Annotated in this window: 16 protein-coding genes; 1 reads left to right on the top strand and 15 read right to left on the bottom strand. The window is 58.3% G+C overall.

Annotated features, from left to right (window positions below):
* A partial coding sequence (locus ACOYIE_RS05545; protein ID WP_433411200.1) for a hypothetical protein occupies positions 1–327 on the bottom strand: 327 nt, incomplete at its 3' end.
* Positions 328–550: 223 nt separating this feature from the next.
* A complete protein-coding gene (locus tag ACOYIE_RS05540) occupies positions 551–928 on the bottom strand; it encodes a hypothetical protein (protein ID WP_433411198.1) in 378 nt (125 codons plus the stop codon).
* 124 nt (positions 929–1,052) lie between these two features.
* Between ACOYIE_RS05540 and ACOYIE_RS05535 the strand changes: the two genes are divergently transcribed.
* Positions 1,053–1,361 (top strand): hypothetical protein, encoded by a 309-nt coding sequence (locus ACOYIE_RS05535; protein ID WP_433411196.1) that lies wholly within the window; start codon positions 1,053–1,055, stop codon positions 1,359–1,361.
* 412 nt (positions 1,362–1,773) lie between these two features.
* On the opposite strand, the gene ACOYIE_RS05530 is transcribed toward ACOYIE_RS05535, so the two are convergent.
* From ACOYIE_RS05530 to ACOYIE_RS05470, 13 genes are all read right to left on the bottom strand, one after another.
* Positions 1,774–3,507 (bottom strand): hypothetical protein, encoded by a 1,734-nt coding sequence (locus ACOYIE_RS05530; RefSeq protein ID WP_433411194.1) that lies wholly within the window; start codon positions 3,505–3,507, stop codon positions 1,774–1,776.
* Positions 3,494–3,682 (bottom strand): hypothetical protein, encoded by a 189-nt coding sequence (locus tag ACOYIE_RS05525; protein WP_433411193.1) that lies wholly within the window; start codon positions 3,680–3,682, stop codon positions 3,494–3,496. The genes ACOYIE_RS05530 and ACOYIE_RS05525 overlap by 14 nt, the downstream gene beginning before the upstream one ends.
* A gap of 11 nt (positions 3,683–3,693) precedes the next feature.
* The gene (locus ACOYIE_RS05520; RefSeq protein WP_433411191.1) at positions 3,694–4,074 is read right to left on the bottom strand and encodes a hypothetical protein; all 381 of its coding nucleotides are present in this window, start codon (positions 4,072–4,074) and stop codon (positions 3,694–3,696) included.
* Between the two features lie 11 nt (positions 4,075–4,085).
* Positions 4,086–4,514, bottom strand: coding sequence for a phage tail tube protein (locus tag ACOYIE_RS05515; protein WP_433411189.1), 429 nt, complete (start codon positions 4,512–4,514; stop codon positions 4,086–4,088).
* 243 nt (positions 4,515–4,757) lie between these two features.
* Entirely contained in the window at positions 4,758–5,855 is a 1,098-nt protein-coding gene (locus ACOYIE_RS05510) for a phage tail sheath C-terminal domain-containing protein (protein WP_433411187.1), read from the bottom strand.
* Positions 5,856–6,040: 185 nt separating this feature from the next.
* Complete coding sequence (locus ACOYIE_RS05505) at positions 6,041–6,457, bottom strand: phage tail terminator family protein (RefSeq protein ID WP_433411185.1); 417 nt, start codon at positions 6,455–6,457, stop codon at positions 6,041–6,043.
* Complete coding sequence (locus tag ACOYIE_RS05500; protein ID WP_433411184.1) at positions 6,448–6,870, bottom strand: HK97 gp10 family phage protein; 423 nt, start codon at positions 6,868–6,870, stop codon at positions 6,448–6,450. The genes ACOYIE_RS05505 and ACOYIE_RS05500 overlap by 10 nt, the downstream gene beginning before the upstream one ends.
* Complete coding sequence (locus tag ACOYIE_RS05495) at positions 6,845–7,198, bottom strand: phage head closure protein (protein WP_433411182.1); 354 nt, start codon at positions 7,196–7,198, stop codon at positions 6,845–6,847. Before ACOYIE_RS05495 ends, ACOYIE_RS05500 begins: the two co-directional genes overlap by 26 nt.
* On the bottom strand, positions 7,182–7,493 hold the full coding sequence (locus ACOYIE_RS05490) for a head-tail connector protein (RefSeq protein WP_433411180.1): 312 nt from the start codon (positions 7,491–7,493) through the stop codon (positions 7,182–7,184). Before ACOYIE_RS05490 ends, ACOYIE_RS05495 begins: the two co-directional genes overlap by 17 nt.
* A gap of 6 nt (positions 7,494–7,499) precedes the next feature.
* On the bottom strand, positions 7,500–8,717 hold the full coding sequence (locus ACOYIE_RS05485; RefSeq protein WP_433411178.1) for a phage major capsid protein: 1,218 nt from the start codon (positions 8,715–8,717) through the stop codon (positions 7,500–7,502).
* Positions 8,710–9,330: an HK97 family phage prohead protease gene (locus tag ACOYIE_RS05480; protein WP_433411176.1), complete on the bottom strand. Its 621-nt coding sequence runs from the start codon at positions 9,328–9,330 to the stop codon at positions 8,710–8,712. The genes ACOYIE_RS05485 and ACOYIE_RS05480 overlap by 8 nt, the downstream gene beginning before the upstream one ends.
* Complete coding sequence (locus ACOYIE_RS05475) at positions 9,305–10,507, bottom strand: phage portal protein (protein WP_433411174.1); 1,203 nt, start codon at positions 10,505–10,507, stop codon at positions 9,305–9,307. The genes ACOYIE_RS05480 and ACOYIE_RS05475 overlap by 26 nt, the downstream gene beginning before the upstream one ends.
* Positions 10,494–12,275 (bottom strand): terminase large subunit, encoded by a 1,782-nt coding sequence (locus ACOYIE_RS05470; protein WP_433411172.1) that lies wholly within the window; start codon positions 12,273–12,275, stop codon positions 10,494–10,496. Before ACOYIE_RS05470 ends, ACOYIE_RS05475 begins: the two co-directional genes overlap by 14 nt.
* Between the last annotated feature and the right edge of the window lie 27 nt (positions 12,276–12,302).

Genomic DNA, 12,302 nt, shown 5'->3' with positions numbered 1-12,302 from the left:
CGCCGTACACTGTAAGATGATCTGGCTCTTGTTCAGGAACCAGCCGCGGTCATAAGCCGTAACCGCGCCGTCCAACCCCACCGTAACAACCTGTCCGGAAAACACGGTTTTCTCGTGGTTGACCACGCGCAGCTTGTCGCCTGGCTGCACCACATCCCGCCGGATGTATTTATCCCATGGCGCGCGGAGAACGGTGAACGTCAGCGCAACAGACAGCGCCTCCAGCGCGTCCGTCGCGGCCATGTCTCCGGCGTAGGCGGTAATATCCAGCGCCGCCCCGTCCCGATAGCGGATCAGGCGGTGCGCATCTGCATATGCATAAGCCAATACAATCCCTCCCTTCCGGCAGCATCCGTATTTTGGTCCGCGGCTCTGTGAGCCGCATCCAAAGTCGGGCTTTGCCTGACTTTGGATACCCCGACCCCAGCGCCCTTGGGGCGCGTCCGGGGGTATCGGCAGACAGTTCCGGAGAAACTGTCTGCCGTATATAGGGGGTATGGCCCAGGCCACCCTCTCTTGGCCTGCGGCCAATTCACCTTGTGGATACCCCCTATACGACGAACCGGTACTCGGTCACTGAAATAGAATAGTCGAGGTCGCCATTGCGCCGCACCGCGATATCCAGACTGTCCACCGTGCATGGCATATTCAGCCGGCACACGCCGCCAGAGTCCAGCACCATCATGCGGAAGGGGATCTTGCGCTCCCGCCCGCGGCCGAAAAACGCCACATAGGCCCAGCCGTCGCTCGTGGCCTCTGCCGGCATAAAGGGATAGCGCCGCCCCACCGGAAAAATGCTCGACCACGACAGATGCCGCAGCCCCAGCGTGCCGATGCGGGCATAATCTCTGGATAGGCCCTCGTATACCTCGTTGTGCTGCTCCGGCTCGGGCAGCGGGAAGTCCGGCGGCACATGCGGCAGCACCATAACCTCCTCGTTGTTGTTGAACGAAAAAATAATCTTGTAAGCGATTTTCTGTCACCTCCGCTTTTTCTCTTGATATCTATACGGACGTATGCTAATCTGATCTTAGAAAGAGAGGTTGTGCAACATGGAAAAAAAGAAAAAATATGAGTCCCAAATCAAAAATCTTCGGAATAACTACATTCGTTTTCCACTTGATCTTAAGCCCGAAGTGTTAACTGCGTTCAAGGCTGCTTGTGCTGCCAATCACACAACACCCACAACAGAAATCAAGAAGTTTATCGCACGATACGTCTCCCAGCATGGCGATCCTGCACACACTGTTTCGGTTGAAGTAGAATTATCAGCCGCACAGTGTCAACTGGCACAGGAAGCGGGCATCGACCTCAATGCTGTTTTAGTAAACGCCCTATCAGAAAAATTCGATGGTGATTAAATGAGCCTTCCAAAAAGTAAAACACGTCTTTATCATATTTACCACGGCATGAAGCAGCGCTGCTGCAATCCAAATTGCAACGCATACAATCGCTACGGCGGACGCGGAATCAAAATATGCGCACAATGGCTCGGCCCTTCAGGTTTTGAGAACTTTCAGATGTGGGCCTATAGCGCAGGGTACATTGAACAAAAAATCCCCAGACACGGCTGCTATAAGCCAGGGTCTCCTGCACCACCTTCTTATAGCCAAATACTCACCATCGACAGAATTGATAATGACGGAGATTATTGTCCCGAAAATTGCAGATGGATTCCGTTTGGTAATAATGTCTCAAAGTCACAGCGTGAGAAGTATAGAAGAAATCATGGTCGGCTTTAGGCACACTGCCGCCCCTTTTCGGGGCGGCTTTTTACATATTCTCCACCGCCGCCAGAATGCGCCGCACGATGATGTTGCCCATCTCGTCCGCATACTGCCGGTTGCCGATCACATTACCCTGCACGGTCACGTTCACCGTCACCTGCGGGCCGCGCGCCGCGCGCAGGGAGACGTCGTGCGGGATGATCTGCGTACCGTTCGGCAGATTCATGATCTCGCCGCCGCGCTCGTTTACCCGCGTCGGGCCGCCCTGCCAGTAGCTCGTGCCCAGCGCGTTGCGCGGTGTAATGCGCGTTACATCGTCCAGCCAGTCCAGCGCCCCGCCTGCCAGCGTTTTGCCGCCCTTATAGAGCTGACCCAGCAACGGAATGCTCTCTATCCGGTCATCCAGCCACGAGAAGAAACCGGAAACCGCCCGCTTTGCGCTGTCAAACGCGCCGACGATGGTGTCGCGAATGCCGCCGAACGCTTTTTTCGCCTTATCCCAGACCTTGCCGCAGCCCTCGCGCAACGCATCCCAGTTTTGATACAGCAGCACACCGGCGGCAATTGCCGCCTCGATCAGCGTGATCACAAAGCCGATGGGGTTTGCCTTCAGGGCAGCGTTCAGGCCGTTCTGCGCGGCCGTTGCCGTACCGGATGCCCCCGCCTGTGCCATCGTGGCCGCCGTCATTGCGCGAATCGTACCGACAAACCCGCCGATTGCCGAGATGCCATTGGTCAGCCCTGCATTAAACTGCCCGATTTTCACCATCACAAACGCCCCTGCCAGCAGCTTTAAGCCGCCGGTGAGCAGGCCGCTGTTTTCCTTGCACCACTGCATTGCATTGCCGGCAAAGTCCAGCGCCTTGCTCAGGCCGTCGTTGAAACCAGATGCCAGACGGTCTATCGTCCCGTCCTGCTGCCATTCGGCCAGCCGGTCTTCCAGCCCCTGCACCTTGCCCTTGAGCAGGTCAAGCGCCGAACCGCTCTGGATGCTGCCGTCCTCCGTAATGCCGACAATCTTCGCCAGCGCGCTCTTGGTCACGCCGGTCACCGTGCTCCACAGGCCTTTCATCGTGCTGGCCTGCTTGGCCATGCCGCCCGCAAAGCGATCCTGCATCAGCGCGAGCATAGCTTCGTTGAATTTCTCCTGATTGACGATCTGCCCCTTGTTGTTTTCAAGCTGCACGCCCGCAAACAGCTTTTCGCCCTTTTCAAGAATCTTGGCTTTGGTGATGCCAAACTCCTTCAGGCGCTCCAGCTCTCCGCTCTGCGCGTCGATCAGCGCCTCCACCGCCTGGTCAAAGTCCTTGTTGGTGGCCGCCGCCATATCGCCCGCGCGGGAGAGCCACTGCGTCGCGCTCATGCCCATCGCCTCAAACTTGGCCGCGCCCTCTACCAGCGCGCCGCCCTCAAACGGGGTCTTGTTCGCAAGGTCGATGGCGTACCGCATGATTTCGCCGGCCTTTTGGGTGTCCTTGGTCGCGGTCTCCAGCTGCAGGCGGTAGCCCTCCAGATCGAGCGCCTCAGAAAAGCCGGTCTTTGCCGCCAGCGCAGCCACCGCACCGGCTGACGCCGCGCCGATCTTGGCAAAATTCTTTGCGGCGCTGACCGCCGTGCTTTGCACTTTATTCTTGAAGGCCACCACCTGACGCGTGGCCTTTATCATATCGTCCGATATCTGCGCGCCGCTCTTCTTGGCATTCCTGGCAGCTTTCAGCAGCCCGCCGGACATATTATCCCGCAGCTGCAGCACGGTGTTGATCACCTTATTCTTCGCCACGCGATCCCTCCTCCGGCGCAAACGCAGTGCTCACGCCCGCCGCAGTCAGCAGGCGCATTTCCTCATACCAGCGCGACCGGCCGACCCGCAGCACCGCCCGATCGGACAGGCTCATCCGCCGTATCTCCTCGGGGGCAATGCCGCGCGGCGCGTAAAACGCACACAGGTCAAGCACCGGATCGCGCGCTACGAGTTTTTTGCCGTGTCCTCCGCCGCCGTGCCGACGAGGCCTGCCCATGTCAGCAGCTCGCCGCCCAGGCGGTCGATCTCAGGCACGTCCAGCAGACGGCTCACCACATCATAAGGGTCGGTAACACCCAGCGTGCGGTGCAGCTCCGGATCCTGCAAATCCTCACAGCAGTCATAGATCAGCTGCTTGCAGATCGTGATCAGCGCATCCGCGCCGCCCGCCTCCGACAGCGCACCGTAGTACGTCAGCTGCTCCGCCTGACGGGGCTTGCGAAACCGCATTTCCACCCCGCCAACCGAAAACTTTTTCACCGCAAGGCGGTCTTTCTCCTTCTGCTCTGCCCGCGCCGCCAGCGCTTCCAGCAGTGTTGTCTCCATCGTTGTCCTCCTTACAGTGTTTCGAGTACCTCAAAGTGCGCAAACTTAAACGGCACTTCCTCTTCCACCTTGGCTTTCTTTTCGTACTTGAATAAGTACATCTCGTCAATCGTAACCTGCGACAGTGCCACACGCTCCACCTTGTTCGTGCCTTTCTGCTTCAGTGCAGATACAATCGTCAGCTCAGGCATCACACCGGTGGCATAGGCTTCTGCCATCATTTTCAGCACATCACTGTCCATTTTCAGCGTTGTAAAGCTGCCCTCACCGGAGTAACCGTTATAAATACGGTATGTCGTGTTGTCACCGCATACATTGACCTCTTCGTAGTCTGCAGCAATTTTTGCTTCAATGCTTTGCAGGCTTGTCAGCTTTTTTCCGTTAAACCACGCATAGCCGCCCGAACCGTGCATCACGCACTCTTTGTTAAACTGCTCCATCTCACACTCTCCTTTCGTCCTTCTGCGGCACCAGCCGCCATTCCATCCGCGATTCTGTGAATCGCATCCAAAGTCGGGCTTTGCCTGACTTGGGATACCCCGACCCCAGCCGCCCTGGGCGGCGTCCTTCGGGTATGGCCCAGGCCACCCTCTCTTGCTGCTTCGCAGCAATTCACCTTGTCGAAGCTTGGTTTCTCGGGAACCAAGCTTCGTATATAGGGGACTTTGGAAGTCCCCTATACGTCATACCATCGTAATCGGGAAAATCAGGTCGGTCATGCTGCCCAAAATCTTCACGTCACCGGCCAGATACACCGTGCGCTTAAATGGCGATGCCTTCACCTTGTCCTCATCCCAGTCCGCCGCCTCGGCCTTGCCGGATGCCACCCACGCCGCGCGCTGCGCGTCCACGTCGATGCGCGCCGCATTCGCATGGTCGGGGTCCAGGATGTTCTCCTGCGCCAGCTGGCGGAAGTAGGATGCGTTGATCGCCGCAATAAACATCATCTGGTTATCGCGCGTATTGCGGTAATTGCCGAGGTATTCCCTGCGGAACGTGGACGTGATGTCGTCGCGCATCAGGTCCATGGCCTCCACCGTCTCAATAAACTGCATGTCCTCCGTGCGGGTCTTGCCGTCCGTGGTGGTCATGGAGTTGATGCCCTGACCAATGCGCACCGCGCCGTCCTCATCGTTAAACAAAATGAACTTGCCCGCGCCGACCGCCGCGTCGTTGTCGGCAACCTCCTGCACCGCCGCAAGATTGGAGCAGTGGTAGTTCGTGCAGCCGCGCTCCACATTGCACACCGCCAGAATGCTAAGCAGGCTCGGCAGGTAGGTCACGCCCTGCTGCGCGCCGCGCTCGTCCGCAAACGTCACGCTCTCATTTACAAAATTGACAACGTGCATATCATCCGGCAGCGGCGTCACATTGTGTACGATGCACTTGTAGCTCTTGCCTCCCGCCGCCTGCGTCTTGACCCATGCAGCCAGCGCCGTGCCGTCCTCTGCGCTCTGCCCGGCAACCGCCAGCCAGCCGGTTTTCACCGTCCGCGCGATCTCGGCCAGCGTATCTGCCAGCGTGCCTGCGGTGTCGAGTCGGAACACATGCGCCTGATAGGGCGCCGCCGCGAGCAAATCACAAATCGCATTGTAGTTATCCGCCGTATACAGTGCCTTGTCCGCCTGCGCGGATGCAAGGTCTGCATACTGCTTGTGGGTAAACCCCTTATCGGTGTCGTCCCGCACGATCAGCACCGCCACGCCGCGCGCCGACCGCGCGATCAGGCTCACCGCCTGCTGGACAAACGTCACCTCAATTTTCGGCATTGTAATTGGCATATTCTTGCTCCTTCCCCGCGCCCAAGGCGCGGCATTTTATCCGCGATTCTGTGAATCGCATCGGAACATGGAGCTTTGCCCCATGTTTTGATACCCCGACCCCAGCGCCCTCGGGGCGCGTCCGGGGGTATCGGCAGACAGTTTCTACGGAACTGTCTGCCGTATATAGGGGGTATGGATACCCCCTATACATAGATAAGCTCGTCCATCGGCTCGCCGGTTTCCGGCGCCGTCTCGATCCACGATGCGCCGAACTGGCACACCAGCACGCCCTGCGTGCTGTCGCAGCTCACATCCTCATCCAGCGGAATCCAGATGCCGCCCGCCATAAAGCCCTCATCCAGCGCCGCGAGCAGCCGGTCCGCCGCCGCGTCGCATTCGTCCTGCGGGTGGTCGGTGTTTTTGGGGTAGTACCAGATGTCCACATCCACCGCGCGCTCCCGCGCCCCGCCGCAGGCCGCGCCGCCGCCCATGGGCAGCACATCAATGCGGAACGCCGGCCGGACGACCGGCTCCTTCTCGTCATCCTGTATGATCTTCGCCGCAGGGTCAGCGGCACGGACCAGATCGGCCAGCGCTGTGCGCACTTCGCTTATCTGCATATTTCCCGAATCACCTCATCTAAAAGATCCTCACACGCATCTTCAAAATCCGATTCAAAGGCATTCTGAGCATCAATGAACACCTCTCGCCCAGGAACTTTTTTATAGCCATTTTTGACGTAGACAATATGACCTTGCTCTATCAGATGCGCATGCGGCGCGTTGGAATAGACTCGGATACGCATCGTGCCATCCTCATTCCAAACCTTGCCCCGTTGGATGCTTTCCTTATAGTTGCCGGTAATTGTTCGCAAATTTGCCAACCGTATCTGACGCAGTGTTCTGCGCTTTAGCTTTGTACCCGCCTTGCGCATCATCTTCGCTTCGGCCTTTGACATCCGCTTACGCCCTACGCTGTCCAACTTATCCGCGAACATTTCCAGCTCATCAAACAGAAATCCGTCGCGCGCCATCTTCTACCACCAGCCTTACCAGAACTTCCAAGCGGTCGCGCCGCTTATAATGCGGCTGCCAATACTGCACATCATACCGCTGCCCCTGATAGAGAAAGCGCGTCGCTGTAGTCAGCTTGCAGCTGCGCGGCCGTATTGTGATTCGGTGCGTCACCACTGCACGCTCCGCGCCGCCTGGCAGTGTCTCCGTGCTGCCGCTTACCACGCTCAGGGCACCCCAAATCGCGCCGTCCGGCGCATAGTCGTAATAGATTTCGCCGCGGTCGTTCTCCATCTGCTTTTTATTCAGCACCGTCAGCCGGTGCTTCAGGTCATTGGTTAGCCCCACCGGATTCCTCCTTTTCCGGATAGCGGTCGGACATCGCAATATGATTCAGCAGCATCTGCACGGTAAACGGCACCTCATGCACGGCGATCTCGCTCACCGGCGTGCGGTTTTCGTACCAATGGGCACAAAGCTGCAGCACCGCAACATCAAACAGCTCATCTGCGCCGCCCGGCGGCAGCTTGCCTGTCATATCGCTGACGGCAGCGTCCGCTGCCGTCAGCATGTCCGTGATCATCCCGTCGTCCTCCGTGTGGTCCACACGGGCATACATCTTAAACCGGTCTAATGTTACCATCGTGTTTTACGATGCCGCCTTGACCAGCTTGCGCACCGCATCCGCCTGCGATGGTGTGCAGTCAAACATCGCGCAGCCGAGAAACAGGAACGCATTCTTGGTCAGGTCAAAATCCGATGTAATGGTCACATCCTCGGGCATATTGCCGATCACGGTGGACAGATCAGCCAGATACGCCTCATGGTCTGCCACACGCTCATCCAGCAGCACCGGATAGCCGTATACATAGTAGCTGCCGCCCTCAATGCGCACCAAATCGTTTTTGGACTTATCCTGCAGTGGCATAAAATCGGTAAACAGCGTCTTTTTGCTCATCAGGAAGCACGCACCCGCGTCATAGCCGCCCGGCAGCAGCGCAATCAGGTCAAGCACATTCTGGGTGGTCAGCGTACCGGCCTTGGCAACCGAAACCGAGTTGCCCGCGCCCCATGTATTCGCCTTTTCGATGCCCTTGCCCTGCTTGGAGCCGGTACCGTTCAAAATGGTCGCCGTGATCTGCTTGGCCAGCTTTTTGGCCACCATATCAGTCAGCCAGCTCTCAAACGCATCAATCGCCATTTTCTGCACCGATTTGGAAATCTGCACGAGCTTCACGATCTCATATGCCGACAGCGTGATGCTGGTCAGGCCAGTCTCCGCCGGCGCGATCGCCTCGTTCTCGGTGTGGTATGCTGCGTCCGGTTCTTCGCCTTCCACCGCGTAGGTCACGTTGCCGGGCACATGCAGCAGGGTGATCTTATCAAGCAGCGGCGCATACTGGTGCACCTTCTGAAGGATCTGGTTTGCGGTCTGCGTCGGGATCACCGGACCGGCCGAACCCGTCGCCGTCGACCATGCACGCTGCTCTACGTCTGTCAGGTCGCAGCGCATCAGCGTGTGCAGCCATGCACTGCGATATTCTGCACTGTCAAAACCATAGGTACGCTCCTCCGGCGTCTGGTCTGCCGGGGCAAAGCGGCGCATCTCGCTGCCCACCTCTCCGCTGCCGATCTTACCCAGCAGCGTGCGGCGCTGCTCGGCTTTATCCAACAGGCTTTTGCGCTCGGCGATCAGGCTGTCCGTCTCAGCCGTCAGCGCATCCAGATCCGCGTCCGGCGCATCCATCTCGGTGCGGATAGCCGCAAGGCGCGTCTCAATTTCGGTCACACGGTCCGCGCCTGCAAAAAACTGCAGGCCAACACGGCGGCGAAAGCTGTTAAAAATCATCTGCTTATTGTTATTCATCACTGGTTTCCTCCTCTGTAATTCCGTTAAGTTTCAGTTTCAGTGCTAACCTGCGCCGCTTGCCCGCCTCCGCGGACTCCCGCTCGGCCTCCGCCTGCGCCCAGGAGCGCGCCGCAATGCTGGTTCCACCGTAAGCAGGTACGTCCACCGCCGCCACATCAAAAATGCGCTTAAAGCCGGTGATCCGGCGCAAACGCTTGGCGCGGTCATATTCCTGCTTATTGATGGTGAACGCAAACGACATCTGATCCAGATAGCCGCCCCGAATCTCCTCGTAGAGCCTCCGCCCTTCCTCGGTTCCGCCCAGGTCAGCGCTGATCCGCAAGCCCTTACTGTCGACCGCAAGCGCCAGCGTGCCGTTTTTCGTCCGTGCCACAGGTTTGCCCCCGTGGTTAAAATTCATCACAACGTCGCGCATCTCCGCTCCCGAAAATGCGTTCCGGTCGATGACTTCCTTGTACTGGATGCCGTCATATTCGTACAGCACGGTTTCCTCATCAAAAACCGCGGCGTATCCCTCTACACGGCACTGCTTTTGCCCGTCGCCGCCCTCCTGCGGCAGTGCCCGCACTTCAAACGTGCGGTAGTCACGAGTCTCCGGTGTGATCGCCATTGCCTTTGCCCTCCTTCGGCTCCACTGGTTCGGTGTTCAATTTGGACACGTCCGATACCTCTGCATATTCCTTGCGGATAAACCGCCGGTCTCCATCGCTCACCGGTGACATGTTGAATATCTCAAGGCCCTGATTGTGCGTCAGAAAGCCCCGATCAAACAGCTGGGTCACAATATTCAGCTTGGTGTTGTTGCTGGCATATTGCAGCCGGTTTGCCGTAGCGATCACCGCCGCCCCCGCACGGATCTGCTCCGGCGTAAAGGTCATCGCGGTCAGCACCAGCGATAGCTGAATGGCAAACGGCTCTATACAGCCCTCGTAATAGGCGTTCCACTCGTCCTCGGTGTAGGTATTGGTCAGAATCTTTTCATTCGTTCCGAAATACTCAAATACGTTCCCGCGGATCAGCTCCTGCTGCTTGGGGTTTACCACCAGCGCTGCGCTCTCGATCTGCTTTACATCCGCATATTTGCTGTCAAACATCATCACGCCCGTGTCGTTGCCTGCCAGATTGTCCTCAGCAAACCGCCGACGCTCTGCGGTGATGTCCTTCGGCTTCAGGTTTGCGGAAAGCCGCGCCAGAAACCGGATGGTCGTGGCGTTCTTGATGCCGTTTACAATGCCCTCGTCCTGCGTGTGCATGACCTGCAAGGTCGGGGCAAGCGGTCGGTTGTCCGACCCGAAAAAGTCATCTTCATACTGGTGCTGCGTCAGCAGCCCCGCGCGGGACAGTTCGACCGCCGCCTGCTGCCCGCCCCAGAACTCGTACTGCAAATAGGCCTGCCCGCCGTATTCGCGCACGCTGGTCTGCTGCGGCAGCACTGGATAGTAGCCGGTCAGGCGTCCGGCCGCATCCTCCAGCGGCACGATAAATGCATTGTTCTGCACCATGTAGATCGTTGCTGCCCGCGCCAAAAACTTACTGGCATCCATCCATGGGTTAGGCTGCTGTCCCAGCACCGGCCGCAGCTCCGGCCGGAAATCCCCGGCAATCCCCAAATGCAGCTTACTGCAATGCCGCGCAAACGCCGCCACAGCCGCACGGGTCAACGCCATCTCATACAGCCCACCCCGATATGTCGTATATACCGGTTGGTACGCCGTCAGCGTTTTGAAATACGCCCGCGGACTGCCGCCCGGCGGGCGGTGCGGAAACAGCTTGTCAAACAGTCCCATCGGTTTCCTCCTCATCCTCTGCCCTGTTCAGGTTTACATATTCGTCTCGCTTGTCCTGCAGCACCTTGTAGGCGCAGATCAGCGCAACTGTGCCATCAATACGCCGCCGTCCATCGGTCACCTTGACCGGCTGAATGTTGCCATTGATATCCGCCCGCACCTCGGTGTTTACCATGCACCACTTATCCACAGGGTTGTTGTTATCCACCAAAAGACCCGCGGCAAGGTCAGCCTTAAGGTCCTTCATCGGCTGGGAAAGCGACAAAACGCCCTGCCGCACCGGTATCATGCATCCGGCGCCGAACTCAGATTTGAACCGCTCAAGCAGGCTGTCGTCCATGTGCCACGGGTCATACCCGATATAGCTCACATACAGATCCTCCTCATCCCGCAGCTCGATAAACCAGTCCAGCATCACCTGCTTGTTTACTTTGTTGCCAGGAACGGTACGCATCAGGCCGCGGCGCACCCAGAGGGAATACGGCGCGCTGTCCCGCTCGCGGCGGTTGCCCTCGGCCGCGTCTGCATCCAGCACGCTCTGCGGAATCCAGTACATGCTGCGGCGGTAGATCTTCGGATCGCCCGGCCGCTGGCAAATAGCCGTTGCCGCGCACAGGTCAATGCTGTCGGCCGCGTCCATGCCGCCGATGCAGTAGTCAAACGTGATATCGAACGTCTCAGGGTTGGAGCATTCCGCCCACGTCAGCCATGCGGTCGCGGCGTTTTCCTTCAGGTTAAAGTCTTTCACCAGCACCGTCGGCAGGAAGGACGGGTCAGCGTTCGCCTTCGCCATCATCTGGCGCAGGTAATCGACCTTCTTGATCGTTCCAAGCCCTGGGTTAGCCTTGATCCACATGTTTTCGTCCCGATACTCGTCCCGCTCGTCCAGTTCATAGATCCACGCAAGGAACCGGTCATCCGTCACCGTGCCCTCCAGCACACCCGCGGCATAGGCATACTGCGCGTCGAATATACATTCACGCACAAAGCCACCCGTCGAGATGGAAAACAGCAGCGGCTGATCCCGCGCAGACATGGACTGTTTCATATCGTCATAGATCTGGCGGTTTTTGATCGCGGCCAGCTCGTCCACAAGCACGCCATGCGCGTTCAAGCCGTCCAGACTGTTCGCCGCCGAAGCCAGCGCCGCGATCGTTCCCATATTGGGCGGGTAATACAAGTCACCCTGCCGCTTTCGGATTCCTGAAAACAGAGCGGGTGACTGCTTACGCATATTCACGCAGGCGTTGTAACTCTTCGCCGCCTGCTCCCGCTTGGTAGCGATAGAGTAGATTTCGGGCGCACCCTCTCCATCGTTTGTCAGCAGGTCAATTTCAATCGCGGCGCATTCGGTCGTTTTGCCGTTTTTGCGCCCCTCTACAATCATGACCTCCTGATACTGCCGCAGGCCGGTGTCCCGATGCACAAAGCCGAATATCGCCTGCCACCGCGCCTTCTGAAACAGCTCGAGTTTCAGTGGCGCGCCCAACCGCCCCTGCGGCTGTTTACAAAACTGCTCGACAAACGCGATATGAACATTGGCAGCGGCTGGGTCAAACACCCACGGTCTGTACTTCTCCGGCCGCCGGATCTTATCCAGCAGCACCGCGCACAGCAGGCGCACCTTACGGCATGCCGTGATGTGACCGGTCAGCACTGCGCAGGCATACTGCTCCAACCAGTGATCCCCCTTGGGGGCGGGTGTTTTTTTCGCTTCCCGCTCCATGCGGTGCAGCAGACGCTCGCGCGCCGCACGTGGATCAGCCATCAGGCGGTCTCCCCTTTTTTCGCAGTG

Origin of the sequence: Agathobaculum sp. (assembly GCF_050946325.1) — a bacterium.
Lineage (GTDB): Bacteria > Bacillota > Clostridia > Oscillospirales > Butyricicoccaceae > Agathobaculum.
The sequence above is the reverse complement of the archived record's forward strand: the minus strand, read 5'-3'. Positions and strand labels throughout refer to the sequence as shown.